The following is a 26,010-nucleotide window of genomic DNA, read 5'->3' as shown; positions in this document are numbered from 1 at the left end:
GCAAGTCTCAGCTTCCCATCGCCTGCCAGGCATTCGAGGCGAACTGCCGGCGCCAGATCACGATGACGACTGCGGCGGTGGTGGCGAACAGCACCCAGGGGCTGAGGAACCAGCCGAGATAGCCTAGCGCGAAGAAGAACGCGCGCTGGCCGCGGTTGAAGTGCCGGCCCGCGGTCTCGAACAGGCGCGTGGTGCGGATCACATGGGCCTCGGCCTCCGGCGTATCGCGCTGGCCGGCCGGCGGCATCGCACCGAACAGGATCGCAACATAGTTGAACAGGCGATAGGCCCAGGCGAATTTGAAGAACGTGTAGATGAAGATCAGGATCAGCCCGATGCATTTGATCTCCCACAGCGCGGGCGAGGGCGTCAGGTTGACCGGCAGCGCGCCGAGCACCGCGAGCGCGTCACTGGTCGCGCGCAGCAGCGCCAGCGCGCCGCCGATCGCGATCAGGCTGGTGGAGGCAAAGAACGCGGTGCCGTTCTGCAGGCTGGCCATGATCTGCATGTCGACCATCCGCGCATCGCGGTTGAGTAGATTCCGCACCCAGATCTCGCGATAGACATGCATCCGCGCCGACAGGCTGTCGCGTCCGTAGGCGGTGTGCTCCAGCGTGATGGCGTAGACCAGCCATTCCAGCGCGAAGAAGCCGACGGCCAGGATGTCGACCCAATAGCCGGTCATTGGTGCCTTCCTTCGTCAATGCGCGGCGGCCCGTCCGCGCCGCGCTGCATCCGCATCCCGCGTCATGTACAGGTTGAACGCGTGCAATGCACTATGGCAAACTGACGTGGCAACAGGATTCACAGGCATGCTCAAGCTCGTCATCGGCAACAAGAACTATTCGTCATGGTCGATGCGGCCCTGGCTGGCGCTGCGCGCCAACGACATCCCGTTCGAGGAAATCTTCGTTCCGCTCTACACCGACCAGGCTGACAAGAACCGCATCCTCTCTTTCAGCAAGGCCGGCAAGGTGCCGACGCTGATCGACGGCGACGTCACGGTGTGGGATTCGCTCGCGATCATCGAATATCTCGCCGAGAAGTTTCCCGAGGCGAAGCTGTGGCCGGCGGATCGCGCTGCGCGCGCGCATGCCCGCGCGATCTCGGCGGAGATGCACTCCGGCTTCGTGCCGCTGCGCAGCGAATGCGGCATGAACCTGCACCGGCCGATCCGCGCCGTCGCGCTGTCGGACGATGCGCGGGCCAATGTGGCGCGGATCGAGCAGATCTGGGCCGATTGCCACGCGCGCTACGGCAAGCAGGGTCCGTTCCTGTTCGGGGCATTCTCCGGGGCGGACGCGATGTACGCGCCCGTGGTGCATCGCTTCCGCACCTACGCGATCCCGGTGAAGGCCGAGGCGCAGCATTATGTCGATGCCATGATGCAGCTTCCGGCGTTCCAGCAATGGACCCGCGACGGCTTGGCCGAGACGCTGCGGATCGAGCGATTCGAGGACGCCTGACCGGTTCTCGCGCTGCCGAATTGTGACAGCGGTGGCAAAGATCGCGGCTTGACGCCGCGGGGCCGAAGGCGTCGAATCCAAAAGACCGGTTTTGCAAGTCGTGAAAGGACTTAGACCATGGGCATTCTCGATTCCCTGGAGAATTCACGGGAGCTGAAAGGCATGCTTGGCCAGCTCGGGGCGGCCGTCATCCCCGTCGTGCTGGGCCAGGTGATGGGCAATGGCGGGCAGGGCGGCTTGTCGGCGATCGTGGCCAAGCTCGAGCAGGCCGGCCTCGGCGAACAGGTCAAATCCTGGATCGGCACCGGACAGAACCTGCCGATCACCGCCGAGCAGCTCCAGGAGGTGCTGGGCAGCGACACCGTCAAGCAACTCGCCGCCAAGTTCAACATTCCGGTCGACCAGCTGTCCAAGGTGCTGGCCCAGCAACTTCCGGCTGCGGTCGACGGCGCGAGCCCCAACGGAAAGTTGCCGCATACCGCCTGAGGCTGTGGAACCGGGTTCCAGCCGAGGTCGGCGGGCAATTTCCGGCTGGCACGTAAATTGCTGCCTATCGCCCTGAAAAACCTGCAAAATCGCACCTTCGCCATGCCCCAATCTTGCTGGATTTGGGGCGGCGCGATGTGCTAGGTTGCCGCAGGGTTCTCAAAATGCCGGCTTGAGCTATCGGGACTGTCAGCTCAGCCAGCAATCTCTAAGAAAATGGAGAGGGCGTTGAAGCATAAGTACTCGATTGGCGAGATCGTCTATTTCACGGCCAGCAACGTGGCGCGCCCCGCTGCGAGCGGCACCTATGAGGTGATCCGGCTGCTGCCGACCGATGGTGACGATTGCCAGTATCGCATCAAGAGCTCGACTGAAGCTTTCGAACGGGTGGCCAAGGAGAGTCAGCTCGCGCTGTCCTGAACGCGTTGTGCGCAAGCCGGTGGCTGGAGCGGGTTCCGCGCCGTCGCCGTCAAAAGGCCCTGTTCGCAGACCCATTGTGCTGAAGGTTGGACGTCGGGATGGCGGCGTTCGCCGTCGCCGGCTGTGCTTACGCTGTGTTGAGGGACATCGCGCATGAATTGGGCTTCCTCGCTGGATCAGATCTGGCGCTCACCGACCTTCCCGATGTGGCTGACGTTGGCCGCGGCGGGCTTCTTTGGGATTGTCGTTCTGGTCACGCTGCTGCGCGCGGAAAAGTCCGTCGCCAACGGCGCGCTAACCGTCATCACGCTGCTGTCGATCGCGGTTGCGGTCGCCGCCACGATCCGCGGCTTCGGGCCGGGCGGGCAGGCGGCGCCCGCCGACACACGGACGGCGCAATTCACCAGCCAGACCACGCCGGCGCTGGCCTGCGTCGACGACCTCGCCGGAGATGCCGTGCTCAATGCCTGCGAGAAGGTGCTGTTCGGTTCGTCTGATACGGCCGCGGCGGCAGTCAGCTATGCGGCGGCGCAGATTTCGCGCCTGACCGCGCTCGGCGACCTCGCAACCGCGGAGCGCAATTCCACCACCGAGTTGCAGGCGCTGCGCCGCGCCATCGAGCACGACCGCTACGGTCTGGTGGCCTACGCGCTGATGGCGAGAGACCACTGCACGCCGACCGCGTGTCCCGCGTTCCGCTCGCTGGGCGACAACCATCAGATCATCAACAACATGAACGAGCGGACCTACGAGAACCTGGTCACGCGCTACGCGGCGTCCTGGAACGCGCCGGGCGGCGCGCAGGCGTCGGCCGCCTCCGGCCTGGTCGCGGCGCTGCCGCAGTCGTTGCCCACCGGCAAGCCGACCAATGCGGAGTTTCCGAGCGCGTCCTCGACGCCGCCGGTCAGCATCATGACGCCCGAACCGGCGAAGCCGGCCGCTGCGGCACCGCCGCCGGCCGCGCGCGCCGCCGCCGCACCGCCCGCAGCCCCGAAGCGGCCGCCCGCAGCGAAGCGTCCGGTCCAGATCGCGCCGGCTGCGGCGCCGGCGCCGCCGCCTGCCGCGGCGAGTGCGCCGGCGGCCGCGAACCAGGAATGAGCGTGACGACGGCGGCTTGAGCCGCCGTCCTTGCATCGTTCCGGGTAGTAAATCCCGATATCCACTGCCGCTGCTATCGCTCTCTTTCCAAAGCGCGCGCCGGCCGCTACATCCGGCGCATGCCGCTTCATCTCATCAAGCTTGCCGTCGGTTGCGACTCGGTCAAGGAACTCAAGGGCTGGGTCGCCGAACGGATGGCGACCGCGAAGAAAAAAGGCCTGCCGCTCCGTCACGTCCACATCACGCGGATGACGCCGAAGCGCGAGGAGGAGATCCTCGCCGGCGGTTCGCTGTATTGGGTGATCCGTGGCGAGATCGCCGCGCGCGAAAAGATCATCGCGATCGAGCCGTTCCGCGACAAGGACGGCATCGGACGCTGCCGGCTGGTGATGCAGCCCAAGGTGATCGCCGTTTCGCCGCGGCCGATGCGGCCGTTTCAGGGCTGGCGCTACCTGACCGCGGACTCCGCGCCCGCAGATCTCACCAAGTCGAGCGCAGCCAGCGTGGCGTCGATGCCGGAACCCATGCGCCGCGAGTTGCGCGACCTCGGATTGCTCTGAGCCATCGGATTGCTGTGAGCAATCCGATGATTGCTGGCGCAAATTACTGAGTTACGAGATGCAGCCGGCCCCATTCGGACGCCGGGATCTCGACATAACGGCCGCCGCCCGCGTTGCTGAAGGCGACGTCGAGCAGTTCGTGATCGATCCCCATCTCGCCGAGATAGCGCCGGAACTGATCGGTGAAGATCGAGGTCAGACTTTCGCGATGCTCGGCCGAGACGTTGGGCGCGAGCCGGCTTTGGATCGCCATGCCGCTCAGCACCACGCGGCTGCCCGCCGGCAGGCTGCGATGCACGCCGCCCGACAGCACCAGCACGCAGGCAAGATCGCAGGCAATGCTGGACGGCTTCTCCTTGGCGTCCAGCGGGCCGCCGGGCCGCTTGAGCGCAAAGCATTCCTCCTCGGACTTCCCGTTGCAGGCCTCGACCTCGGTCGCCGCGACCGCGGTATCCGCCCCGCGGTCGCGCAGGATCCGGCCGAGGCTGGAGGCGACGTTGAGGTTGGAATCGCCCTTGATGTTGATCACCACCGGGAGCTTGCGTCCGCCCTGCCGGTCGAGGATCGCCAGCAGGCGCTTGTAGGTGTCCCATTGCACCGAGCCCTCGGCGGCGATCCATTCCGAGCAGCCCGGACCGCAGGCATCGGGCGCACCATGCGCGACGTAGAAGATCATCGCGCCGGGTGCGGAAATGACCCCGCCGACCGGCGGCCGGGACTGCGCCTGCGCCGCGCTGGCGGCCAGCAGCGCGAGGCCGAGAACAATGCCTTGCCTGAAATGACTGACCATTCCGATCGCCTCTGAACGGGGCGATCATCCATGCGTCACGGGCGCCGCGCAAGCACGACCCGGCCGCACAGATGAGGCCGGGCCCTCATTACAGGCTCGCATCCGGTTTGCGCGTGAACCGCTTCACACTTGTCCGGACCCAGCCTTAGACCGCGATGTTATCGATCAGGCGCGTGCTGCCGATCCTTGCCGCCACCAGCATCCGCATCGGCCCGTCCTTTAGCGAGCCGATCGGCGCCAGGGAGGCGGCGTGGCGGACCTCGAGATAATCCAGCACGAAGCCGGCCTTGGTGATCTGCGTAGCGCCGGCGGCCATTGCGGTCGCGGCGTCCTCGCCGGCGCGCAGGCGGCCCGCCGCTTCCTTCATCACGCGGTTGAGTTCGGGGGCCGCGCGCCGTTCCTCCGCCGAGAGGTAGACGTTGCGCGAGGACATCGCGAGGCCGTCGCGTTCGCGCACCGTCTTCGACCCGATCACCTTGACGCCGAGGTCGAGGTCCGCGGCCATCTGGGTCACGACCCGAAGCTGCTGAAAGTCCTTCTCGCCGAAGATCGCAACATCGGGCCGGACTTGCGTGAACAGCTTGCCGACCACGGTGGCGACGCCGCCGAAGAAATGCGGCCGGAAGCGATCCTCCAAGCCGGCGGTGGCCGGTCCCTCCGGCACGATCCTTGTGGCGAAGCCGTCGGGGTACATCGCTTTCACCTCGGGATGCCAGATCAGGTCGACGCCTTCGGCGGCGAGCTTGGCGACGTCTTCCTTCCAGGTGCGCGGATACGAACCGAAATCTTCGGTCGGCGCGAACTGGGTCGGATTGACGAAGATCGAGACGACGACCCGCTTGGCGCGGCGCTTGGCGAGCCGCACCAGCGACACATGGCCGTCATGGAGCGCTCCCATGGTCGGGACCAGCGCGACGGTCGCCTTCTTGGCGCGCAGGGTGTCGACGGCGCGACGAAGGGCGGGGACGGTACGGACGACGGTGGGATTTCTCGGCATCTGGTCTCGACTCGTGGGGCAAGCTGGGTGGGGGGAATCCAGGTGGAACGTTTGGCGTTCGGCAGGTAGCGGAGCTTACCAAGTCCGAACCGTTATCGGCAAACCGCCGCGCAAGCATTACCCGATCTCGCACGCGCATGGATCGCAGGCCTCGTGCCGCCGATCGACGCAGCCGGCGTGCGCGTTCGATTCATCATTAAGGATGGCTGCAATTGATTTCCTGTCGCAGTGATGCATTTCACTTGACCGCAGCCGTGCGCGATTTGAAGATCATTGCGGGGATGAATCATGTTGGTGCAGGCTAGTCAGGGTCAATCCGGCTCCGCACATGTCGTGGTGCTGGGCAACGAGAAGGGTGGTTCGGGCAAGTCGACCACCGCCCTGCATATCGCCGTTGCGCTCCTGAAGGCCGGACAGCGCGTTGCCAGCATCGATCTCGACTGCCGCCAGCAGAGTTTCACCCGCTACATCAGCAATCGCCAGGCCTGGGCGCGGCGTTCCGGGCTCGATCTCGAACTCCCCGCGCATTATTGCATCAAGTACGGCGAGACGATGCAGATCGAGGAGAACGAGAACGCCGAATTCCAGCAGTTCATGGCCGCCGTGAGCGCGGTGGAACGTGCCAATGATTTCATCGTCATCGATACCCCGGGCTCGGACAGCTACCTGATGCGGCTCGCGCATTCGATGGCCGACACGCTGGTGACGCCGATCAACGACAGCTTCCTCGATTTCGACGTGCTGGGCACCGTCGATCCCGCGACCTATGCGGTGATCGGCGAGAGCCATTACGCGGAGATGGTGCGCGACACCAGACGCAAGCGCCGCCAGCTCGACGGCGCCTCGACCGACTGGATCGTGGTGCGCAACCGGCTATCGATGCTCGGCTCGCGCAACAAGCAGCTGGTCGCCGACGGCTTGAAGCAGCTGTCGCTGCGGCTCGGGTTCCGTTCGGTCGACGGCTTTGCCGAGCGGGTGGTCTACCGCGAATTCTTCCCGCGCGGGCTGACAGCGCTCGACGACATCGACGAGGCGACGCTCGGCACCCGCCCGAGCCTCGGGCACGTCACCGCCCGCGAGGAGGTGATGGGCCTGTTGCGCCAGCTCAAGCTGCCGCTCGATGAGCGCGGCCGCCGTCGCGCCGCCAACCGGGCCGAATGGTTCAGCCAGGTCGACAAGCCGCTGGAACTCGACGACATCATCGGCAGCTAGGCCGGCAAGGCCGGTAATCCCGGTGGCGGCCCAGCGTCGGGCAGATTCTCCGAACGATTGGTTTGAGCGGTCGCAAGGTGATGAACGGAGGATCGAATGGAACGGCGCCAGTTCATGTCCCTTCTTGGAGGAGCTGCTTTGGCACCGCTCGCCACCTTGCCGGCCTACGCGGACCCGTCGGACGCCTGTGGTGTTCCGGTCGCGCGGGACGATGGTTGGTCCGTCGCCTCCATCACTGAGGACAAGCTCGCCGACCGCGCTGCGCTGTGCAGGATGGCTGACCGGCTCGCAACGGGTGCCAATGTGCACGCGGTGCTGGTCGTTCGCAGCGGGCAAGCTGGTGTTCGAGCGGTACTTCAGCGGTTCCGACGAGGTCCCCGGCCGCTTCTACGGCAGCCGGGTCGAAGACGTCGCGTTTAATGCCGATACGCTGCACAACATCAAGTCGGTCTCGAAGAGTGTCACCTCACTCGCCGTCGGGATCGCGATCGATCGCGGGCTGATCCGCAGCATCAACGAACCGATCTTCAGCTTCTTCCCCGAATTGTCAGACCTGCGGTCCCCCGAAAAGGACCGCATCCAGCTCGTGCACGCCCTCACCATGTCGATGGGGTTGGCGTGGGTGGAGGCGACCCCGGCGACGGGAGACGACAACGACGAGGTGCGCATGCATCGGGCGTCGGATCCGTGCCGTTACGTCCTCGGTCTTTCGGCAACGGCCCCGCCGGGACAGGCGTTCTTCTACAACACCGGCGCGCTTACGCTGGTGTCGGCCATCGTCCGCAAGGCGACCGGACATCCGCTCGACGAATTTGCGCGCACCGCGTTGTTCGAGCCCCTGGGCATTACCAGCTTCGAATGGAGCCGGGTCAAAGGGGATAGCGATGCCGGTGGCGGGTTGCGCCTGCGGCCGCGCGACATGGCAAAGATCGGGCAGCTTGTCCTCGCAGGCGGTCGCTGGAACGGTCGCCAGATCGTCCCAAAGTCATGGATCGAGACCTCGACGGAATCGAAACTCAAGGCCACGGAGCATCAATCCTATGGATACCTCTGGTGGCTCGGCCAGTCTCTGCTGAATGGGCGAAAGGTCGACTGGATTGGCGCGCTCGGACGAGGCGGGCAATCGATCCGCATCGTCCCTGAGCTCGATCTCGTTGTCGTGGTGACCGCAGGGTACTACCAGGACTACAGCCCGCAGGCGTTTCAAGCGCAGTACGGCGTCTTCAAGGACGTCCTGCAAGGGATTTCGCCTCCGGCCTAGTTCGGTTTCAGCACGGTCATCTTGAACGGTCCGCCGTTGGCGGCGGCATGCGCGACCGCGTCGTTGGCGTGTTCGAGATCGAAGGTCGTGACCTCGAATTGATCGAGCCGCAACAGCCCGGCGCGGGCGAGATTGACGAGGCCGAACGTCGCCTCCGGCGGATACATCCAGACACCGTGAATGCTGATGCATTCGCGCATGATCCAGGGGTAGGGCAGGTCGAGTCCCGGTCCGCCCTGCATTCCAACGCCGCCCCGTCAGCACGACGCGGCCGGACCTGTTGGCGAGGCTCCGTCAGGGCTGTCCCGAGTTCGACGCCTGGTGGGGAACCCATGACGTCAGCAGCAGCGTTGCCGGGCGGAAGGTGCTCAGCCACCCCAGGCGCGGCAGGCTCAATTTTGAGTACGCCAGCTTCCAGGCCAACGACGATCCCGGCCTGAAGCTGATCATCTACACCGAAATTGGTTGAGATCCGTGCTTTTCCGGTGAGTTCGGCCACACCACGGCCAAAAAGCCGGAACAAAGCAGCCGAAATCCAGTTTCTCCTCAGGGTCGATCCAAGGGCGATCCAAGAGTGATCCAAGGCTCGAACGCAACCTTGGGAACTCACGTCGAAGGGAAGAGGAGAGCACGAGCCGTCGCGGTGAGGCGTGTGCATCTGCACAAACTATAGGTGCAGCGCACAACGTTATGCCACCGAAGCCACAATATTTGGACTTCCTGTCACGGCGCTGTGACATATATTCTCAAAAGGAGGCCGAAGAGCCTCCGGCCAAAATCGCCCTGTAAAGGCGGGCACCTCGAGGACGTCATGAAGCGTGGAATTCTCGTTCTGCTTTCGCTCTCCGTAGTGATCACGGGTGCGTACTTCACCGCGAGCAAGTGGGCGATCCGTCACGAAACTCTCATGTTCAAGGATCCGACCCGCGATGAGCGGCCGGTCGCGGTCGACGTTGCCGTGCGCTTCGACAAGGAGATGCAGGCCGACGCCGGCATGATCAAGCTCCCGGTTGCGATCCTCAATCATGGTAATACCGTCAAATTTACCGAATATTCCTTCCTCGCGAATGTGTTCGCGGCACGCGGCTATCTGACCGTCAGCATTCAGAACGACCTGCCGTCGGATGGACCGATGGTGACCAAGGTCGGCGAGCTCTATGTCGGGCGCCTGCCGCAGTATCAGCGCGGCATCACCAACATCAAATTCGCGATCGAGGAGATGAAAAAGCGTCAGCCGAACGCGGACTACAGCAAGCTGACGATGGTCGGCCATTCCAATGGCGGCGACATCGCGATGTATTTCGCCAAGCAGTATCCGGACGAGATCAAGAAAGTCGTCACGCTGGACAATCTTCGCGTGCCGTTCATGACCGACGGCAAGTTCAAGATCCTTTCATTCCGGTCTCACGATTCGCACTTCAAGCCCGATCCGGGCGTGGTGCCGGACGAGGAGGAGTGCGAGAAGGCCGGCATCACCGTTGTGAACACCAACTTCCAGCACAACGACATGCGCGATACCGGACCCGAGAAGGCCAAGGACTCGATCCAGGCGATGCTCGATAAATTCCTGGCCGACACCGACAGCGATGTTGCGGCGGTCGATACCAGGAATGCGCCGCTGAAGATTCTGGAGCCGGGTCCCGTCTCGCTCTACGTGCCGGTCGAGAAGCCGCCTCAGACCTTCGGCGAGAAGGTCAAGAAGTCGCTCTCGTTCACCAAGAGCGAGACCAAGAAGGATCCGTCGGTCACGAACTGACAGGGCCGCCCGGGATCCGATCCGGGCCGGCGGGCGCGTTACGTTGACCAATCCGATGCCGCGGCCCACATAGTGTTTGCTGTACGAGGCAAGCGCTGATGGCTGGCAAGACGATCAAACCGACCTCCGGAGGCGACGTGCGCCCGGGCGATGCGCCTGGCGTGCCGGCGTCGAGCGCCAATGACATCGCCGCATTCGTGGCGAAGGCGCGCGCGATGTCGCCGCATCGCGCCGGCGCACGCGGCAGGCTGGTGTTCGCACTCGACGCCACGATGAGCCGGCAGCCGACATGGGACATGGCCTGCACGCTGCAAGCGGACATGTTCCGCGAGGCCGGCTCGCTCGGCAGCCTCGATATCCGCCTCGTCTACTATCGCGGCTTCAACGAGTGCCGCGCGTCGGGCTGGATCTCCGACAGCGCGCAGCTCGCGCGGCTGATGAGCAAGATCGACTGCCAGGGCGGCAATACCCAGATCGGCAAGGTGCTGTCGGAGACGCGCCGCGAGGCGGTTGCGGCAGGCGTGCGCGCGCTCGTGTTCGTGGGCGACGCGATGGAGGAGAACGCCGACGCACTGTGCGCAAGCGCCGGGGAACTCGGCCTGCTCAAGGTGCCGGTCTTCATGTTCCAGGAGGGCGCGGACGCAACTGCCGAGCAGACGTTTCGTGAGATCGCGCGGCTGACCGGCGGCGCATGGTGCAGGTTCGATCCCGGCGCGGCGGCACAACTCCGCGAGCTGCTGCGCGCCGCTGCAGCCTATGCTGCCGGCGGCCGCGAGGCGCTGCTGCAACTGGCGAAGACGACGAGCGGCGCGGCCAGGCTGATCGGCCAGATGAAATAGGCCGTTTGGCGCGTCAGGCTCCGCCCGACGTCACGGCTTTGGCAATTGCGCCGAGCAGCGCCGACATGTTGGCCGTGACCTGTCCGGTCGCTTCCGCGACGCCGTGCCGTTCGGCGAGCCAAGCCGGATCATTGTAGGAGAACCAGCAGTCGCCGGCTTCGTCCTGCCAGACCAGCGCCTTGAGCGGCAGATCGATCCCGATCGTCTGCGCAGCCTGCATCAACGGCGTGCCGCCCTTCGCGTTGCCAAACACGAACAGTTCGGTCGGACGGAGCGCAAGACCGGCGCCGGCAGCGCCCGCGGCATGATCGATCTGCGCGAACAAGGTCAGCCCGCGCGCCTGCAGTTCGGCCTTGAGTCGGTCGGCGGTTTGCTTCGGCCCGACTTGGCTGCGAAGGCTGATCAGTCCGTCAATCGCCATCAGGCTTCCTCTAGCGCGATTGCCGCAAGCTACTCAATCGCAGGGGGCGGCGCCACGCGAGGGCGCTTCACGCTCCAGTGAGACGAAGCTTCGCATGCTTTTTGTCGCCGGGCCGCCTATATTCCGCGCATGCCAACCCTGATCGCCGGCGTCGTCGCAATTGTCATCCTTTATTCCGCACTGCAGATGTTTCGTGCGGCCAATCCGGCCGTGCTTGCGCGTGCGATCAAGATCGTGGGCGGCGTGCTCGCGCTTGCCGTTGCGGCCTTTACCGGCGTGCGGGGCGAACTGGCGGTCGCAATCCCGCTCGGCATCTTCGGCGCCGGACTGCTCGGCTGGTCGCCGTTCGGGAGCACGGGCTTTCCCAATTTCGGCGGCATGTTCGGTGGTTCGCGCAATCAGGGACAAAGCTCGCGGGTGCGCTCGCAATATCTCGACATGAGCCTCGATCACGACAGCGGCGTGCTCAAGGGCCAGATCGTGGCGGGACCGCAGGCCGGCCGCATGCTCGACGAGTTCGACCTGTCGCAGCTTCTGGCGATGGTCCCGAGCTTCGACGCCGAAAGCGTCGCGCTACTTGAAAGCTATCTGGACCGCCGCTTTCCCGCCTGGCGTCAGGACGCACAGGGCGACCGGGCAGGGGGGCAGGGCCGCGCGGCGACGAGTGGCAAAATGACGAACGAGGAGGCCTATCAGATCCTTGGCCTGCAGCCGGGAGCGTCGCGTGACGACATCGGCCGGGCTCACCGCGCCCTGATGAAGAAACTCCATCCCGACCAGGGGGGCTCGACGTATCTCGCTGCCCGTGTGAACGAGGCCAAGGATACTCTGCTTCGCACGCATCTCTAACTCCGGCTACACTACTGACGCCACAGCCGAGAGCTGCCTTCCGTTTCTGATTGATGCCCCGTGTGGCCCGCCGCTGTCCGGCGTGGCCGATTGTTCTTTCGGGAAAACTTAACCGTAAAATATTGACGAGAAGTTCTCATGGTCGCGCCGCGCGCGGAAAGGCCGGTCGTTGGCGCGGCGGCCTGCAAAGCAAAAGGGCCGGCGCTTGCGGCGCCGGCCCTTTGAAATCAGCTGTTGCTGTCGATCAGTTGCGAACGGTGATGCAGGAGATCTCGGCGCGCTTCAGCGTCTTGCACGCCGCTTCGGCCTGATCGCGCTCGAGGCCGGCAAAGCGGGCGCGGTAGAGCTTGCGGTTGTCCTTGGCCACGACCTCGGTGAACGGATCCGCCTTGCTGAGGAGGCCGCGGGCCGAGCTGCGCGCGAGGTCGATGCGCTTGTTGGCCTCACCTTCGGACTCGAGCGCACCAACCTGGATGATCCATCCGGAATGCGCGGCGCCTGGCTTGACGACGCTGGTCTGCGGCGCGGCCTGCAGGCTGCGGGTCGTCGGTTCGATCGAGGCCACGGCCTGCGGCGCCGCGGCGGCGGCCGGTGCATGGACGGACGAGGCCGGCAGCACGCCGAGGATGCCGTTGCCGGTGCCGAAGTTCGCCGGCTGCGGCGGCATCTCGGGCCTCGAGGTCTCGGCAGCCCGCGCCATCATCGCATTGGAGGTCTCGGGAACTTCGCCGCGCGATGGGATGGTGCTGGTGATCGGGGGCGCGGACTGTGCCGGGCCGGCGGCGGCAAGCTTGATCTGGCCGGCCTTGACCTGCACGGTCTTCACCTTGACCGGCTTCATCGGTTCGGCCGAGCCGGGGATCGCGGCGATCGGCTGGGTCTGGATCACGCCTGAGGTCAGCGGGGCCGGCTCGGGCTTGGCCTGCGGCTCAGGCTTTGCCGGGGGCGGCGGCAGCGCGGCGGCGACGGCGGCCATCAGCGAGGGCTTGCTGGCCGGGCGCGGCGCCTGCACCGCGACGGCTGCCGCGGCGGGCTCCGACGCCGCGACCGGCGCGGTGTCCGCGCTGCGGGCGTTGTCGGCATCGGCAACCTCGACATTGGCGTCGGCCGGGTTGCGCTCGGTGATCGCGGCGGCCGTGCGGGTGGTCGCGCCCTTGCCGATGTTCTCGGCCAGGAGGTTGCGCATGATGGCGTCGCGGGAGCCGCCGCTGCGGCCGCCGAGCACCACGCCGACCAGGAAGCGATTGCCGCGGTGGATCGAGGTCACCAGGTTGAAGCCGGAGGCGCGGGTGTAACCGGTCTTGATGCCATCGACGCCTTCGACGCTGCCGAGCAGGCGATTGTGACCGGTGATCGTGTGGCCGCGGAAATTGAACGCCGTGGTCGAGAAGTAGCGATAGTAACGCGGGAAACGATCCTGGATGGCGCGACCGAGCGTCGATTGATCGCGCGCGGTGGTGATCTGCTCGTCGTTGGGCAGGCCCGAGGCGTTGCGATAGGTGGTCCGGCTCATGCCGAGCGCGCGGGCCTTGCGGGTCATCATCCGGGCGAAGTCGTCTTCGCTGCCGCCGATCGCCTCGGCGATCACGACCGCAGCGTCGTTGGCGGAGCGGGTGACGAGACCCTTGATGGCGTCTTCGACCCTGATGGTCTGGCCGGGCCGCAGGCCGAGCTTGGTCGGGTCCTGCTCGGAAGCATGCTCGGAAACCGGCATCTCGGTGTCGAGCTTCATCTTTCCGGAATCGAGGCGCTCGAACAGCAGATAGAGCGTCATGATCTTGGTGAGCGAGGCGGGGTGCCGCAGGCCGTCGGGACTGTTCGACGTCAGCACCGAGCCGGTGTTGCCGTCGACGACGATCGTCGCGAATTGCGGGCTGTAGCTTTCGCGCGCGGCCTCGCTGTGGTGGTGACGGGCGGTGTGGCGCCGGTGACGGCGCGCCTCCGCGCTATCACCGGTGATCAGGATCGCCGTCGTGACGGTAACGAGCCCAAGAACGCCAACTCGCAGCGCCCGCGAGGAGGCCAAGGTTGTTCGAAGCATCTACTTCCCCGTCCCAATTTCTATCTAGATCACTGGCTCGTGAGGCGAAATTGTGCCCGGCGGCCGTCGATCCTTGCCTGCGCAACAGACCACTTCGGGCAGAACCATCGGCCCTCGTGGCGGCTCAGGTCGCTCTTCTAGCTAAGGTGTTGTTCACAAACAGCTTTCAAGGCTGCCCGTCGGAAGGCGAACAAAGTCCAGGAATCAGGTTAGGCGGACCGAGTTTCCAAAAGATTAAGCAACCGTTGCGTAGTCCCCCTGGGTTTATCGCAAATGCTCAGGATTCGGGCAAATGTCGTTGTGCGACGCACAATATTTGTTGACTTTATTGTGCAATGCGATATTCCGATGGTTGTCAGGGGGCCGGGAGCTTCCCGGCAATGGGAATTTGCGCCTTCAAGTCTGGGAAAAGGAATTCCAATCCATGGTCAAGATCGAAGACATTCAGAACTACGGCAAAGAGCATATCGAGTCCGTCACTGCGTCTGCGAACAACCTGCAGAGCGGCGTCCAGGCGATCGCCACCGCCTATGGCGACTACGCCAAGAAGTCGTTTGAGGACACCAAGTCGTTCGTCGAGAAGCTGTCGGGCGTGAAGTCGCTGGACAAGGCGCTCGAGGCGCAGACCGAGTACCTGCGCTCGTCCTACGAGACCTTCGTTGCGGAATCGCAGAAGATCGCCGGCCTGTACAGCGACTGCGCCAAGCAGACCTTCAAGCCCTACGAGGGCCTGGTCTCCAAGTTCGCGCCCGCTCAGTAAGCGCTACTGACCAAGACAAACGAAAAGCCCGGCCGTTTCGGCCGGGCTTTTTTGTTGCGCCTGAAGCGGGCGGTTATTTCGCCAGCCGCAGCTTGCTGAGAGCAGTTCCGATCGTGTTGAACGTCGTCAGGATCTGGGTCGAACTGGTCAGCATGTAGAACTTGTCCGGGCTGCTGGCGCAGTTCTTCAGGACGGTCGAGGTCGGATCGGCGGGCGTGCTGGTGTTCACCTGGATGGTGTAGATCGTGTACATCGGCGCACCGTTGGCATCCCTCGCGTTCTGCAGATTCTGGCACTGCAGGGCCTGCCTTGCGTCGATCGGATTGCCCGAGGCCTGCGAACTGCCGTCGCCATAAGCGGGCCAGCGGTCCTCGGTGTTCAGACCGTCGGACAGCAGGATGATGACCCGGTTGTAGGTGGTGTTGGAGTCCTCCGCGGGCGTGTTCAGCGGACCGCCCACCAGCAGGGACTGCCACGCCCAGGCGAGGCCGACCGACTGGTCGGTGCCGCCGGTCGGTTGCATGGCGTTGACCGCCGTCTTGAGCGCGCTCCAATTGTAGCTCAGGGGGATGATCGGCTCGAGCGACGTCGAGGCGCTGCTACTGCAATAGGCTGTGCTGTTTTCGAAATACTCGTAGGCGGGAAACAACGTCGTGACATCGGACGTCGCCGGCAGCACGCCGGTCGCATCGTTGGGTTGGGTGCGGTCCGTGATGCAGCCGGTCCATGTGCTGATCGGGTTGGTGGAAGGTTGGCGCCAGTCATTTGCGACCCCGACGGCGTTGGGAGTCCAGATGTGGTCCTTGTTGGTTGTGCTGGTATTGTCCTTGAATCCGACGATGGCGGACACCCTCGGTTGGCTGGGATTGTCTGTCAGGTCGTTGGGACCGGGCTGCGTCCAGTTGTGAACATAAGTCAATCCGGTGCAGGACTTGCTGCTGCCGGTGCCGCTGCAAGTGCAACCCGTGACGGGGGAGCCCGAGGAGTTCTTTGGGCAACTGCAATTCGAGCTTCCGCTGCAGAATGTTTCCGTCAGGCCGGTCGGTTCGCTGCTCCAGCAGCCATTGTACTTCACAAAGGTGTATGGAGCGGTGAACGTCTCGGCAGTCGGGCAAATGGGATTTTTGACGGTTGCGCCGTTGATCGTGATCGTCGTCGACGGAATCGTTGAGGTGGTCGAACCATCGCTTGCTGTGGGACCCGTTTTACAAACGAAGCTACCGTTTGCGGCACCATTGGTATTGCCGATGCTGTTGGTGAACGGGCACTTCGCGCCAGGTCCCACGGCATGCCAGTTGATGGGAAGTGTCGCCTGGAAACCACCGTTGCTGTTGGCGGGCTGTGTGGTCGGAGGATTGAGCCAGTCGGTCCAATCGATGTAGTTCTGGCCATAGTTGCTGGCGCCGAGGTTGACGACCTTGGCGAACGGGATGACGGAGATGTAGACGTCGCCGTTGTTCTTGCTGAGCGCGCTGAGCTGGTCGATCAGGCCGCCGGTTCCGGCCACCGCGTTTCGCAGCGCGGTAATCTTGCCGTTCTGGCTCATCGATCCCGTATTATCGAGGGCGAGGGCAACGCGCATCTTGACGTTGCCCCAGGTGGTGGTCGTCGAGGTACCGAAATTCACTTTCCGGAAATTGCTGCCGGACAGATCGGCAAACTTCATGAAATAGGTGTTGATGTAGCCGGACCCGCTCAGGAGAATGGTCGCGGCTGCGCTCGAGGTCGGGGTCGTATAAGTGGCCGAGACGGCAATGCCCTGGCCGTCCTTGTTGGTGAAGAGGCTGTTGAAATAGGCCTGTGCCTTGCTCGGGATCTGCGCGGCCGTGATGGTGCCCATGGTCAGATCCTTGGACAGCATCAGCGCGGTGGAATCGAGGGCCGACTGCATCGCGGTGCGGGCGTTGTTGGCGCGGGTATAGTCGACCGCTGCGCCCACGAAGGCGAGGATCGGCAGGATTGCGAAGGTGAAGATCACCGCGACATTGCCGTCGGTTGCCCTGGAAAACCGGCGGACGGCCGCGCGGACGCGATTGGAAATGGCTGAACCAAGCATGGCGCTCTCGTCAAAATGGATTGCGCGGCCATCTCGACGTGCGCGGCTAAACAGATGGTGAATCGGGAAACTGAAACCCGGCGGGCGGGCCCCCCAGACGGCCAAAAGCAGGGCAAAAGCACGCGCTATCCTCAATGCCCGCTAAATTGGATACCCGACTCCTTTGTCAAACCAGGCAGAAATGATTAACCTTCCGAGGGTTGCCGCGCCGGGAATCGGACCGGTGGGCTGCGGCGGGTCTGCGCTTGCGGCAGGGCGTCGTGAGGCCCATATTCGGGAGGTCGATCCGGCCGCCGGATCGGACCGGGAGCGGCAATCTGGAAAGCATTGCTGGGGGTTCCGCGATCAGTCTTGCGGCAATCGCGACCACCTTCCAATCGCCAACCGGTTTCCCCTGGGGAATTCGAACGCCTGAGCCATGCTGCGATACACGTTGACAGTCCCGATCTCCGAGCCGGTTTCGGCCAAGCCCGCGGTGTCCGCCGCGCCGGAGCCGAAAATGAGCAATGACGACAACCGCAATGGAGCGGGCAGCGGCCCGTCGACCTCGGTCATCACCAAGGTCAAGCCGAAGACCAAGCGCCCGAACCTGTATCGCGTCCTGATCCTGAACGACGACTACACGCCGATGGAGTTCGTGGTTCACGTGCTGGAACGATTCTTCAACAAGGACGCCGAGGCGGCGACCCAGATCATGCTGCACGTTCACCATCACGGGATCGGTGAGTGCGGCGTGTTTACCTATGAGATCGCCGAGACCAAGGTGACGCAAGTCATGGACTTTGCGCGCAAGCATCAGCATCCACTGCAATGTGTGATGGAAAAGAAATAGTTCGCGGGAACGATTGACCTGCTGCGGGAAGCGGAACGGGTCTTGCATCGCGCATTTTGACCGCGGCGAACGGCGTTCCCGTATGATGACGGGGCGCCGCCGGATCACGTCCCGGCGCCTGAATTTTAGAAGAAAACCATCATCGCGGGACCGGTCTTTCGCCACGATCCGTCGTAACTATATCAATGGCGATCACGAAGGTTGTTATTGCCTGACCCGGTAATGGCGATCATGATGGCCGGGGGCCATAGAGGACGCGAATGCCTACTTTTTCCCAAAGCCTAGAACAATCCTTGCATCGTGCATTGGCGATCGCGAACGAGCGTCACCATCAATACGCGACGCTCGAACACCTTCTGCTGTCGCTGATCGATGACTCGGATGCGGCGGCGGTGATGCGGGCCTGCAGCGTCGACCTCGACAAGCTGAGGACCAGCCTCGTCAATTATCTCGAGACCGAATTCGAAAATCTGGTAACGGACGGCGCGGACGACGCGAAGCCGACCGCCGGGTTCCAGCGCGTGATCCAGCGCGCGGTGATTCACGTCCAGTCGTCCGGTCGCGAGGAAGTGACCGGCGCCAACGTCCTGATCGCGATCTTCGCCGAGCGCGAGAGCCATGCCGCGTATTTCCTGCAGGAGCAGGACATGACGCGCTACGACGCCGTCAACTACATCAGCCACGGCATCGCCAAGCGGCCCGGCGTGTCCGAGGCGCGGCCGGTGCGCGGCGTCGACGAGGAAACCGAGACCAAGGGCAACGAGGATGCCAAGAAGAAGGGCGAGGCGCTCGACACCTATTGCGTCAACCTCAACAAGAAGGCGCGCGACGGCAAGATCGATCCGGTGATCGGCCGCAATGCCGAGATCAACCGCGCGATCCAGGTCTTGTGCCGCCGCCAGAAGAACAACCCGCTGTTCGTCGGCGAAGCCGGCGTCGGCAAGACCGCGATCGCCGAAGGCCTCGCCAAGCGCATCGTCGACAGCGATGTGCCGGAGGTGCTGGCGGCCGCGACCGTGTTCTCGCTCGACATGGGCACGCTGCTCGCGGGCACCCGCTACCGCGGCGATTTCGAGGAACGGCTGAAGCAGGTCCTGAAGGAGCTGGAGGCGCATCCGAACGCCATCCTGTTTATCGACGAGATCCACACCGTGATCGGCGCCGGCGCCACTTCCGGCGGCGCGATGGACGCGTCCAATCTGCTCAAGCCCGCGCTGGCTTCGGGCACGATCCGCTGCATGGGCTCGACTACCTACAAGGAATATCGTCAGCACTTCGAGAAGGACCGCGCGCTGGTGCGGCGCTTCCAGAAGATCGACGTCAACGAGCCGACGGTGGAGGACGCGATCGCGATCCTCAAGGGCCTCAAGCCCTATTTCGAGGATTACCATCGGCTGAAATACACCAATGAGGCGATCGAGGCAGCGGTGCAGCTGTCGTCGCGCTACATCCACGACCGCAAGCTGCCCGACAAGGCGATCGACGTGATCGACGAGTCCGGCGCGGCGCAGATGCTGGTCGCCGAGAGCAAGCGCAAGAAGACGATCGGCATCAAGGAGATCGAGACCACGATCGCGACCATGGCGCGGATCCCGCCCAAGAGCGTGTCGAAGGACGATGCCGAGGTGCTGAAGCATCTCGAGCAGACCCTGAAGCGCACGGTGTTCGGCCAGGACAAGGCGATCGAGGCGCTGGCTGCGTCGATCAAGCTGTCGCGGGCCGGCTTGCGCGAGCCGGAAAAGCCGATCGGCTCGTATCTGTTCTCGGGTCCCACCGGCGTCGGCAAGACCGAGGTCGCAAAGCAGCTGGCGGCCTCGCTCGGCGTCGAGCTGATCCGCTTTGACATGTCCGAATACATGGAGCGGCACACCGTGTCGCGCCTGATCGGCGCGCCTCCCGGCTATGTCGGTTTCGATCAGGGTGGCCTGCTCACCGATGGCGTGGATCAGCATCCGCATTGCGTGGTGCTGCTCGACGAGATCGAGAAAGCGCATCCGGATCTGTACAATGTGCTGCTGCAGATCATGGATCATGGCCGGCTCACCGACCACAACGGCAAGCAGGTCAACTTCCGCAACGTGATCCTGATCATGACCACGAACGCGGGCGCGGCCGACCTCGCGCGGCAAGCCTTCGGCTTCACCCGCTCGAAGCGGGAAGGCGACGACCACGAGGCGATCAACCGGCAGTTCGCGCCCGAGTTCCGCAACCGGCTGGACGCGATCGTCTCCTTCGCGCACCTCAATGCCGACGTGATCGGCATGGTGGTCGAGAAGTTCGTGCTGCAGCTCGAGGCGCAACTCGCCGACCGCGACGTCACGATCGAGCTGTCCGAGCCCGCCAAGGCCTGGCTGATCGAGAACGGCTATGACGAGCAGATGGGCGCGCGTCCGATGGCGCGCATCATCCAGGAGCACATCAAGAAGCCGCTTGCGGATGAAGTGCTGTTCGGCCAGCTCAAGGGCGGCGGACACGTCCGCGTCGTCCTGGTCAAGGACGAAGCGACCGCCAAGGACAAGATCGGGTTCGAGTATGTCGAGGGCCCGGTCACCCCGAAGCCCGAGAACCTGCCGCCGCGCAAGCGCAAGCCGCCGAAGGGTGGTGGCGGCGGAGGCGGCACCAAGGGGCCGGCCTCAAAGGGTCCGATGGTCAAGGCCTGAGGCGCAAGCGAACAACCAAATGAAAGGGCCGGCTGAAAACAGCCGGCCTTTTAGTTGGACGACTGAGGGGCGCTGCCGCGCAGCGTCACTCGCCCTTCAGGCGCTGGCCCTCATGGACCCGCACCTGGTCGGCGCCGCGGCTGCCGGCCGATGACAGCCGCAACGTGCTCAGCACGGCGCCCACGACGGCAAAGCCGACGCCGACCATCAGCGAGATCCTGGTGCCGTCGGCCGGATAGCGCGCCAGTAGCATCGCCACCAAGGCAGCGCCGATGGTCTGTCCGAGCAGGCGCGCGGTCCCGAGCATGCCGCTGGCGCCGCCGGAGCGCTCGCGCGGCGCGGCGGCGATCATGGTGCGGTTGTTCGGGGTCTGGAACAGGCCGAAGCCGGCGCCGGCGAGCGCCATGCGCCAGATCACGTCGATCGGTGTCGCAGTGGCCGGCATGAACGCCAGCGTGCCCAGACCCAGTGCGAACAGCAGCAGGCCGATGCCGCCGAGCAGGCCGGCCGGGTAGCGCTCGACCAGCCAGCCCGCGATCGGCGCGGCGAATGCGACCGCGATCGGCCACGGCGTGATCAGCAGGCCGATCTGCACCGCCGAATATCCGAAGTGGTTCTCGAGATAGAACGGCATCGCGACGAAGGCCAGCATCTGGCCGCAGAACGAGGCGATCGACGTGCCGATCGACAGCGCGAAGATCGGAATCCGCAAGAGGTCGACGGGCAGCAGCGGCGAGGGCAAGTTCTGTTGTCGCCGATACAGCAAATGGGAAGCGACCGCGGCAATCGCGAACTCCAATGCGCAGAGATACAGCGCCTCGCCGTGGCCGGCGCTGTCGATCGCGCTGATGCCGAACCCGAATGCGATGGCGCTCATCGCGGCGCTCTGCCAGTCGAAGGCGTGAACCGCGGGCCTGGTGTGCGGCAGGAAGCGCCAGCCCAAAGCCAGCGTGACGATGCCGAGCGGGACGTTGATGGCGAACAGATACGGCCAGGTCCCGACCGCCAGGATGAACGAGGCGATGGTCGGGCCGACCGCGGCCGAGATGGCGACGACCAGCGCGTTGACGCCGATGCCGCGGCCAAGCCGCGAATGCGGATAGATGAAGCGGACCAGCGCAGTATTGACGCTGAGGATTCCGGCGGCGCCGAACCCCTGCAGGATGCGGGCGATGGTCAGCAGCGGCAGCGTATGCGACAACGCGCAGAACAGCGACGCCAGCGTGAACAGCAACAGCCCCGCCAGATAGACCCGGCGATAGCCGATGATCTCGCCGAGCGAGGCCAGCGGCAGCAGCGAGATCGTGATTGCCAGCTGATAGCCGTTGACGATCCAGATCGAGAACGCGGGGCTGGCGTTAAGATCCCGCGCGATGGTCGGCAGCGCAACGTTGGCGATCGAGCCGTCGACGACGGCCATCACGAGGCCGAGCGCGATCGTGAGAATGGCCCAATTGCGCTGCGGTTGCGGCAGCCCGTCGGGATGCTCGATGATCGCGGACGACATGTCGTGAAATGGCTCTCGGTTCCAGCATTGGCGGGCCTACCGGATGCTGGAATAACCTGGCCTTTGCAACCCCCGAAATGACAGATGTCGGCCGCGATCCAAACGCGGCCGGGGAGCTGCGGGAGGACGCTCAGCCCTGGCCGAGCAGTTCCTTGATCCGTCGCTGCAGCTGCCGTTTCTTGATCTCGCTGCGGCGGACCCGCTCGTCGAGATCGCTGACCGGGGTGTCCGAGGTCATGGTCCGGAACGCGAGGCCGACCTTGTTGGCCTGGCGCCAGATCATGCGCGCCAGGAACGAGCGACCCTTGCGCGCGACGTTGAGATTCATCTCTTCGGGCAGGTGTGCGGCGTCGCCAAATTCGACGCAGGCACCGCCTTCGCTGATGTTGCGGACGACGCAATCCATCGTCGAGCCACGCTCATTGATCTCCGCAACCGCACCGTAAAACACCTTGTCACGTGGGCTCTGGCGCCGGTCCTGCATGGGAAATCCTCCTAAATCAACGGCAGGACTGTACCGGTCCGGACCCGCGAAAAGAAGGGTACGAACGGAACCCGCTGGAGTTAGTGTAAATTGTTTGCATCTGTGAAGGTCAGGATTCCCGGCTATTTTGCGCCGCAAACGACCCGAGAAGTCAGTTCGGCACCCGGCTGTGCCGCCAATCGCGCGGCGACAGGCCGTAATGATCGCGGAACACGCGGCCGAAATGCGAGAGATCGTTAAAGCCCCAGGCGAACGCAATCTCGCCGATATGGCGATGGGCGTGTGCCGGTGAGGCTAGGTCGCGCTTGCAGCGCTCCAGCCGCTGCGCCAGCACGAAGCGCTGGAACGAGGTGTCCTCGTCGGCCAGCAGGCTGTTGACGTAGCGCGGCGAGATGCCGAGCGCCGCGGCGGTCTCGTTGAGGCTGAGCTCAGGGTTCGGCAGATGCGCGAGCACATGCGCCTTCAGCCGGTAGAGCAGGGCGGAGCGGTGCGTCGAGGCCGGTAGCGCCGCGCCGCCGAGTCGCTCGCTGATCGCCATCGCGAGCAGGTCGGCCGCCTGATCGGCGAGGCGGATCGCATTGTCCGGATCGAGCTTGTCGGCGATCTCGGAGAGCCCGCTGATGAACTGCCAGGCGAGCCGCTGCACCGGGCGATCCGATGTGAACGTGGTCGCCGTCAAGCCCTGGGTGCCGGCAAAGCGCCGGTGCAGCATCGCGCGCGGCACCTGGAAGATGGTCTGCGTGAAGTCGTCGTCGAAGCGCAGTTCGTATGGCCGGGTGGTGTCGTAGAACGCAAACTCGCCCGGCCGGATCACGGTCTCGCGGCCGTCCTGCACCACGCCGCCCGCGCCACTTTGGCCGAGCGCGAACAGAACAAAATCCTCGCTGGTGCGTGCGATCCGTGACGGTGTGCGCAGCACCCGTTGCCGGCCCGACGAGACGACGGAGCATTTCACCGCGCCGAGTTGCGCGCTGGTGATGGCGCCGTGGAAGGCGGTGCCGAGATCGGACTTGCAGTCGAGTTGCACGAACACGTCGCAGACGATGTCGCGCCAGAGCGCGAGGCGCTGATGTGTGGGCGCGCCTTCCGTGGTGAACAGGGCCGGCATGATTTCCTCCCTTCACGAGTGCAAACGCTGGCCACGCAAACAAAGCAAGCTTCGTACCGGAGACGGCTGGGGAATCTCCTCCGCAGTCGAATTTTCCTTCCGTCCTGGTCGAACGGCGCTCCCGGTCCCGGGGCAGCATGATGTCAGAGGCCGCTGGGCCCGATCAAGTACGAACCGGCCCGCGCCGCCGGCCACGAGGAGGACATCATGGGCATCGAACATCCGAAATATCGCGTTGCGGTGGTGCAGGCGGCCCCTGCCTGGCTCGACCTCGACGCTTCCGTCGCCAAGAGCATTGCCTTGATCGAGGAGGCCGCCGCGAAGGGTGCAAAACTGATCGCGTTCCCCGAGGCCTTCATCCCCGGCTATCCCTGGTACATCTGGCTGGACTCGCCGGCCTGGGCGATCGGGCGCGGCTTCGTGCAGCGCTATTTCGATAACTCGCTGAGCTATGACAGTCCGCAGGCCGAGAAGCTGCGGCTGGCGGTGAAGAAGGCCGGCTTGACCGCGGTGCTCGGCCTGTCCGAACGCGACGGCGGCAGCCTCTATCTGGCGCAATGGCTGATCGGGCCCGACGGCGAGACCATCGCCAAGCGGCGCAAGCTGCGGCCGACCCATGCCGAGCGCACCGTCTACGGCGAGGGCGACGGCAGCGACCTTGCGGTGCATGACCGCCCCGGCATCGGCCGGCTCGGCGCGCTGTGTTGCTGGGAGCATCTGCAGCCACTCTCGAAATACGCGATGTACGCCCAGAACGAGCAGGTGCATGTCGCGGCGTGGCCGAGCTTCTCGCTGTACGATCCGTTCGCGCCGGCGCTCGGCTGGGAGGTCAACAACGCGGCCTCGCGGGTCTATGCTGTTGAAGGCTCGTGCTTCGTGCTGGCGCCCTGTGCCACGGTCTCGCAGGCGATGATCGACGAGATGTGCGACCGCGACGACAAGCACGCGCTGCTGCATGTCGGCGGCGGGCACGCCGCGATCTACGGGCCGGATGGCAGCTCGATCGCCGAGAAGCTGCCGCCCGATCAGGAAGGTCTGCTGCTCGCCGATATCGATCTCGGCACGATCGGGATCGCCAAGAACGCCGCCGACCCGGCCGGGCATTACTCGCGGCCCGACGTCACGCGTCTGCTGCTGAACAAGAAGCCGTCGAAGCGCGTCGAGCACTTCGCGCTGCCGCTCGACAGTCTTGAGGAGGTCGACGCGGCCGCGAGCTAACGTATCAGGGCAACATCCAACCGGAGGCGACTGCCATGGAATCCGCGATTCCTTCCCATCTGCAAACGGCGCGCTCCCGTCATCGTCGCGTGCCCGACGATTACGCGCCGCCTTATCCCTCGTTCGTCGCGCGGCACAAGCCCGCGGTCGCACGCGTCATCATGGCCTATTTCGGCGTACAGGTTCGCGGCGAGCCGACCGCAGCAGTGGCAGAGGCGCTGGCATCGATCGCAACGCGCTTTGCCGGCGAGAACGGCCCGACGCATTGGGATCGTGCGCAATATGTCGACCAGGCCGGCTACACCAACGTCGTCTCGGTCGCCTATTGGGACGATGCCGGGCGTTTCGACGCCTGGTTCGCCGGCGCGCGCGAGGCCTGGACCGGCAAGGGCGCCACCGATGGTATTGGCCGCTTCATCGAAGTGCTGCGGCCGCATGTTGCGCGCTACGAGACGCTGTTCTCGTCGCTCGGCCGTCCGGAGGGCGTCGCTGTTCTCGCCGACGGCATGAGCGGGGAAGTGCAGGAGCACGCCTATTGGGGCGGCATGCGCGACCGCATCCCGCTGTCGCAGACCGACGCGATGACGCCCGGCGGCGAGCCGCGCGTGATCCGCGACGGGGCGCGCATCCGCGTGGTCGCGCATGACAATCTCTGCCTGATCCGCTCCGGCCAGGACTGGAGCGACACCGAGGCGTCGGAGCGCAAGATGTATCTCGACGATGTCGAGCCGGTGCTGCGCGAGGGCATGGATTTCCTGCGCGACGACGGCGTGCCGATCGGCTGCTACGCCAACCGCTACATGCGCGTCGTTGACGCGGATGGACGACTGACAGAAAAGTCCTACGGCCAGAGCTGGTGGAAGAGCCTTGCGGCGCTGGAGCGCTGGGCGGAATCGCATCCGACCCATGTCCGGATCTTCGGCGCGGCGATGAAGTATCTGTCGACTTTGGGACCAGCCGCAAAGCTCAGGCTGTATCACGAGGTCACCGTTGCCGCCGCCGACGAGCAGTTCTTCGAGTATCTCGGCTGCCACGAACGGACCGGCATGCTGAACGCGGTGCAACTCGCGGGGGCGCTATCCGCCTGACGCGGGGCGCCGGGTCCGATCAGGGCCCGCATCGAAGCTGCGTTCAAAATATCGAAAACAACCCCATGCAAAGGAGCCGGCGGCCGCGGGCGTTCGACACG

General features: G+C 64.7%; 25 protein-coding genes and 1 pseudogene. 16 read left to right on the top strand and 10 right to left on the bottom strand.

Going from position 1 to position 26,010, the window contains the following annotated elements:
• Positions 1 to 7: 7 nt before the first annotated feature.
• On the bottom strand, positions 8 to 685 hold the full coding sequence (locus ACVIGB_RS10875) for a DUF599 domain-containing protein (RefSeq protein WP_092114851.1): 678 nt from the start codon (positions 683 to 685) through the stop codon (positions 8 to 10).
• Between the two features lie 127 nt (positions 686 to 812).
• On the opposite strand from ACVIGB_RS10875, the gene ACVIGB_RS10870 reads away from it, so the two are divergent.
• The 5 genes from ACVIGB_RS10870 (at position 813) to ACVIGB_RS10850 (ending at position 4,030) form a co-directional block, all read left to right on the top strand.
• On the top strand, positions 813 to 1,466 hold the full coding sequence (locus ACVIGB_RS10870; protein WP_456722684.1) for a glutathione S-transferase family protein: 654 nt from the start codon (positions 813 to 815) through the stop codon (positions 1,464 to 1,466).
• Positions 1,467 to 1,583: 117 nt separating this feature from the next.
• Positions 1,584 to 1,952, top strand: a complete 369-nt coding sequence (locus ACVIGB_RS10865; protein WP_456722685.1) for a YidB family protein — start codon at positions 1,584 to 1,586, stop codon at positions 1,950 to 1,952.
• A gap of 216 nt (positions 1,953 to 2,168) precedes the next feature.
• Positions 2,169 to 2,372: a hypothetical protein gene (locus tag ACVIGB_RS10860; RefSeq protein WP_092114848.1), complete on the top strand. Its 204-nt coding sequence runs from the start codon at positions 2,169 to 2,171 to the stop codon at positions 2,370 to 2,372.
• 153 nt (positions 2,373 to 2,525) lie between these two features.
• On the top strand, positions 2,526 to 3,470 hold the full coding sequence (locus tag ACVIGB_RS10855; protein WP_456722686.1) for a hypothetical protein: 945 nt from the start codon (positions 2,526 to 2,528) through the stop codon (positions 3,468 to 3,470).
• Positions 3,471 to 3,589: 119 nt separating this feature from the next.
• Positions 3,590 to 4,030 (top strand): DUF1489 family protein, encoded by a 441-nt coding sequence (locus ACVIGB_RS10850; protein ID WP_028336418.1) that lies wholly within the window; start codon positions 3,590 to 3,592, stop codon positions 4,028 to 4,030.
• Positions 4,031 to 4,073: 43 nt separating this feature from the next.
• Here the strand turns inward: ACVIGB_RS10850 and ACVIGB_RS10845 are convergent, their stop codons facing one another.
• Both ACVIGB_RS10845 and panC read right to left on the bottom strand, forming a co-directional pair.
• The gene (locus tag ACVIGB_RS10845) at positions 4,074 to 4,820 is read right to left on the bottom strand and encodes a hypothetical protein (RefSeq protein ID WP_456722687.1); all 747 of its coding nucleotides are present in this window, start codon (positions 4,818 to 4,820) and stop codon (positions 4,074 to 4,076) included.
• A gap of 145 nt (positions 4,821 to 4,965) precedes the next feature.
• The gene (gene panC / locus ACVIGB_RS10840) at positions 4,966 to 5,817 is read right to left on the bottom strand and encodes a pantoate--beta-alanine ligase (protein WP_456722688.1); all 852 of its coding nucleotides are present in this window, start codon (positions 5,815 to 5,817) and stop codon (positions 4,966 to 4,968) included.
• A 288-nt stretch (positions 5,818 to 6,105) separates the two neighbouring features.
• Here panC and ACVIGB_RS10835 point away from each other — a divergent pair, with 288 nt between their 5' ends.
• Positions 6,106 to 7,029, top strand: a complete 924-nt coding sequence (locus ACVIGB_RS10835; RefSeq protein WP_456722689.1) for a division plane positioning ATPase MipZ — start codon at positions 6,106 to 6,108, stop codon at positions 7,027 to 7,029.
• Between the two features lie 301 nt (positions 7,030 to 7,330).
• Positions 7,331 to 8,290, top strand: coding sequence for a serine hydrolase domain-containing protein (locus ACVIGB_RS10830; protein ID WP_456749137.1), 960 nt, complete (start codon positions 7,331 to 7,333; stop codon positions 8,288 to 8,290).
• Here the strand turns inward: ACVIGB_RS10830 and ACVIGB_RS10825 are convergent.
• A pseudogene (locus ACVIGB_RS10825) lies at positions 8,287 to 8,544 on the bottom strand (alcohol dehydrogenase); the annotation flags it as partial. The gene ACVIGB_RS10830 and the pseudogene ACVIGB_RS10825 overlap by 4 nt on opposite strands.
• A gap of 26 nt (positions 8,545 to 8,570) precedes the next feature.
• On the opposite strand from ACVIGB_RS10825, the gene ACVIGB_RS10820 reads away from it, so the two are divergent.
• From ACVIGB_RS10820 to ACVIGB_RS10810, 3 genes are all read left to right on the top strand, one after another.
• Positions 8,571 to 8,759 (top strand): MmyB family transcriptional regulator, encoded by a 189-nt coding sequence (locus tag ACVIGB_RS10820; protein WP_456722691.1) that lies wholly within the window; start codon positions 8,571 to 8,573, stop codon positions 8,757 to 8,759.
• Positions 8,760 to 9,101: 342 nt separating this feature from the next.
• The gene (locus tag ACVIGB_RS10815; protein ID WP_092114842.1) at positions 9,102 to 10,046 is read left to right on the top strand and encodes an alpha/beta hydrolase family protein; all 945 of its coding nucleotides are present in this window, start codon (positions 9,102 to 9,104) and stop codon (positions 10,044 to 10,046) included.
• A gap of 98 nt (positions 10,047 to 10,144) precedes the next feature.
• Complete coding sequence (locus ACVIGB_RS10810) at positions 10,145 to 10,885, top strand: VWA domain-containing protein (RefSeq protein WP_456722692.1); 741 nt, start codon at positions 10,145 to 10,147, stop codon at positions 10,883 to 10,885.
• A gap of 13 nt (positions 10,886 to 10,898) precedes the next feature.
• Here the strand turns inward: ACVIGB_RS10810 and ACVIGB_RS10805 are convergent, their stop codons facing one another.
• Positions 10,899 to 11,306 (bottom strand): DUF302 domain-containing protein, encoded by a 408-nt coding sequence (locus ACVIGB_RS10805; RefSeq protein ID WP_092114840.1) that lies wholly within the window; start codon positions 11,304 to 11,306, stop codon positions 10,899 to 10,901.
• A gap of 129 nt (positions 11,307 to 11,435) precedes the next feature.
• On the opposite strand from ACVIGB_RS10805, the gene ACVIGB_RS10800 reads away from it, so the two are divergent.
• Positions 11,436 to 12,155 carry a DnaJ domain-containing protein gene (locus ACVIGB_RS10800; RefSeq protein WP_456722693.1) on the top strand — a complete coding sequence of 240 codons (720 nt, stop codon included), beginning with the start codon at positions 11,436 to 11,438 and terminating at the stop codon, positions 12,153 to 12,155.
• Between the two features lie 244 nt (positions 12,156 to 12,399).
• On the opposite strand, the gene ACVIGB_RS10795 is transcribed toward ACVIGB_RS10800, so the two are convergent.
• Complete coding sequence (locus tag ACVIGB_RS10795; protein ID WP_456722694.1) at positions 12,400 to 14,196, bottom strand: serine hydrolase; 1,797 nt, start codon at positions 14,194 to 14,196, stop codon at positions 12,400 to 12,402.
• 424 nt (positions 14,197 to 14,620) lie between these two features.
• Here ACVIGB_RS10795 and ACVIGB_RS10790 point away from each other — a divergent pair, with 424 nt between their 5' ends.
• Positions 14,621 to 14,956 (top strand): phasin family protein, encoded by a 336-nt coding sequence (locus ACVIGB_RS10790; protein ID WP_092114837.1) that lies wholly within the window; start codon positions 14,621 to 14,623, stop codon positions 14,954 to 14,956.
• 73 nt (positions 14,957 to 15,029) lie between these two features.
• Here the strand turns inward: ACVIGB_RS10790 and ACVIGB_RS10785 are convergent, their stop codons facing one another.
• Positions 15,030 to 17,012 (bottom strand): pilus assembly protein TadG-related protein, encoded by a 1,983-nt coding sequence (locus ACVIGB_RS10785; RefSeq protein WP_456722695.1) that lies wholly within the window; start codon positions 17,010 to 17,012, stop codon positions 15,030 to 15,032.
• 499 nt (positions 17,013 to 17,511) lie between these two features.
• On the opposite strand from ACVIGB_RS10785, the gene clpS reads away from it, so the two are divergent.
• Positions 17,512 to 17,844, top strand: a complete 333-nt coding sequence (gene clpS, locus ACVIGB_RS10780) for an ATP-dependent Clp protease adapter ClpS (RefSeq protein WP_092125690.1) — start codon at positions 17,512 to 17,514, stop codon at positions 17,842 to 17,844.
• Positions 17,845 to 18,104: 260 nt separating this feature from the next.
• Positions 18,105 to 20,504 (top strand): ATP-dependent Clp protease ATP-binding subunit ClpA, encoded by a 2,400-nt coding sequence (clpA, locus tag ACVIGB_RS10775; RefSeq protein WP_092114835.1) that lies wholly within the window; start codon positions 18,105 to 18,107, stop codon positions 20,502 to 20,504.
• An 85-nt stretch (positions 20,505 to 20,589) separates the two neighbouring features.
• Here clpA and ACVIGB_RS10770 read toward each other — a convergent pair whose 3' ends face one another.
• The 3 genes from ACVIGB_RS10770 to ACVIGB_RS10760 form a co-directional block, all read right to left on the bottom strand.
• The gene (locus tag ACVIGB_RS10770; protein WP_092114834.1) at positions 20,590 to 22,011 is read right to left on the bottom strand and encodes an MFS transporter; all 1,422 of its coding nucleotides are present in this window, start codon (positions 22,009 to 22,011) and stop codon (positions 20,590 to 20,592) included.
• Between the two features lie 130 nt (positions 22,012 to 22,141).
• Positions 22,142 to 22,495 carry a PilZ domain-containing protein gene (locus tag ACVIGB_RS10765; RefSeq protein ID WP_092114833.1) on the bottom strand — a complete coding sequence of 118 codons (354 nt, stop codon included), beginning with the start codon at positions 22,493 to 22,495 and terminating at the stop codon, positions 22,142 to 22,144.
• A gap of 151 nt (positions 22,496 to 22,646) precedes the next feature.
• Positions 22,647 to 23,603 carry an AraC-like ligand-binding domain-containing protein gene (locus ACVIGB_RS10760; RefSeq protein ID WP_456722696.1) on the bottom strand — a complete coding sequence of 319 codons (957 nt, stop codon included), beginning with the start codon at positions 23,601 to 23,603 and terminating at the stop codon, positions 22,647 to 22,649.
• 207 nt (positions 23,604 to 23,810) lie between these two features.
• On the opposite strand from ACVIGB_RS10760, the gene ACVIGB_RS10755 reads away from it, so the two are divergent.
• Together ACVIGB_RS10755 and ACVIGB_RS10750 are read left to right on the top strand one after the other, a co-directional pair.
• Entirely contained in the window at positions 23,811 to 24,821 is a 1,011-nt protein-coding gene (locus ACVIGB_RS10755; RefSeq protein WP_456722697.1) for a carbon-nitrogen hydrolase family protein, read from the top strand.
• 35 nt (positions 24,822 to 24,856) lie between these two features.
• Positions 24,857 to 25,909 (top strand): phenylacetaldoxime dehydratase family protein, encoded by a 1,053-nt coding sequence (locus ACVIGB_RS10750; protein WP_456722698.1) that lies wholly within the window; start codon positions 24,857 to 24,859, stop codon positions 25,907 to 25,909.
• Positions 25,910 to 26,010: the final 101 nt, after the last annotated feature.

The sequence above is a fragment of the Bradyrhizobium sp. USDA 4341 genome, from assembly GCF_054063755.1.
This window is presented reverse-complemented; position numbering and strand designations above follow the sequence as displayed.

Coding starts and splice junctions, on each gene's coding strand:
- ACVIGB_RS10760 (WP_456722696.1), bottom strand. CDS start 23,603: ATGCCGGCCCTGTTCACCACGGAAGGCGCGCCCACACATCAGCGCCTC.
- ACVIGB_RS10790 (WP_092114837.1), top strand. CDS start 14,621: ATGGTCAAGATCGAAGACATTCAGAACTACGGCAAAGAGCATATCGAG.
- ACVIGB_RS10770 (WP_092114834.1), bottom strand. CDS start 22,011: ATGTCGTCCGCGATCATCGAGCATCCCGACGGGCTGCCGCAACCGCAG.
- ACVIGB_RS10755 (WP_456722697.1), top strand. CDS start 23,811: ATGGGCATCGAACATCCGAAATATCGCGTTGCGGTGGTGCAGGCGGCC.
- panC (WP_456722688.1), bottom strand. CDS start 5,817: ATGCCGAGAAATCCCACCGTCGTCCGTACCGTCCCCGCCCTTCGTCGC.
- ACVIGB_RS10800 (WP_456722693.1), top strand. CDS start 11,436: ATGCCAACCCTGATCGCCGGCGTCGTCGCAATTGTCATCCTTTATTCC.
- ACVIGB_RS10815 (WP_092114842.1), top strand. CDS start 9,102: ATGAAGCGTGGAATTCTCGTTCTGCTTTCGCTCTCCGTAGTGATCACG.
- ACVIGB_RS10795 (WP_456722694.1), bottom strand. CDS start 14,196: ATGCTTCGAACAACCTTGGCCTCCTCGCGGGCGCTGCGAGTTGGCGTT.
- ACVIGB_RS10765 (WP_092114833.1), bottom strand. CDS start 22,495: ATGCAGGACCGGCGCCAGAGCCCACGTGACAAGGTGTTTTACGGTGCG.
- ACVIGB_RS10835 (WP_456722689.1), top strand. CDS start 6,106: ATGTTGGTGCAGGCTAGTCAGGGTCAATCCGGCTCCGCACATGTCGTG.
- ACVIGB_RS10845 (WP_456722687.1), bottom strand. CDS start 4,820: ATGGTCAGTCATTTCAGGCAAGGCATTGTTCTCGGCCTCGCGCTGCTG.
- ACVIGB_RS10805 (WP_092114840.1), bottom strand. CDS start 11,306: ATGGCGATTGACGGACTGATCAGCCTTCGCAGCCAAGTCGGGCCGAAG.
- ACVIGB_RS10850 (WP_028336418.1), top strand. CDS start 3,590: ATGCCGCTTCATCTCATCAAGCTTGCCGTCGGTTGCGACTCGGTCAAG.
- ACVIGB_RS10865 (WP_456722685.1), top strand. CDS start 1,584: ATGGGCATTCTCGATTCCCTGGAGAATTCACGGGAGCTGAAAGGCATG.
- clpA (WP_092114835.1), top strand. CDS start 18,105: ATGCCTACTTTTTCCCAAAGCCTAGAACAATCCTTGCATCGTGCATTG.
- ACVIGB_RS10830 (WP_456749137.1), top strand. CDS start 7,331: ATGTGCACGCGGTGCTGGTCGTTCGCAGCGGGCAAGCTGGTGTTCGAG.
- clpS (WP_092125690.1), top strand. CDS start 17,512: ATGAGCAATGACGACAACCGCAATGGAGCGGGCAGCGGCCCGTCGACC.
- ACVIGB_RS10860 (WP_092114848.1), top strand. CDS start 2,169: ATGGAGAGGGCGTTGAAGCATAAGTACTCGATTGGCGAGATCGTCTAT.
- ACVIGB_RS10810 (WP_456722692.1), top strand. CDS start 10,145: ATGGCTGGCAAGACGATCAAACCGACCTCCGGAGGCGACGTGCGCCCG.
- ACVIGB_RS10875 (WP_092114851.1), bottom strand. CDS start 685: ATGACCGGCTATTGGGTCGACATCCTGGCCGTCGGCTTCTTCGCGCTG.
- ACVIGB_RS10750 (WP_456722698.1), top strand. CDS start 24,857: ATGGAATCCGCGATTCCTTCCCATCTGCAAACGGCGCGCTCCCGTCAT.
- ACVIGB_RS10870 (WP_456722684.1), top strand. CDS start 813: ATGCTCAAGCTCGTCATCGGCAACAAGAACTATTCGTCATGGTCGATG.
- ACVIGB_RS10855 (WP_456722686.1), top strand. CDS start 2,526: ATGAATTGGGCTTCCTCGCTGGATCAGATCTGGCGCTCACCGACCTTC.
- ACVIGB_RS10785 (WP_456722695.1), bottom strand. CDS start 17,012: ATGCTTGGTTCAGCCATTTCCAATCGCGTCCGCGCGGCCGTCCGCCGG.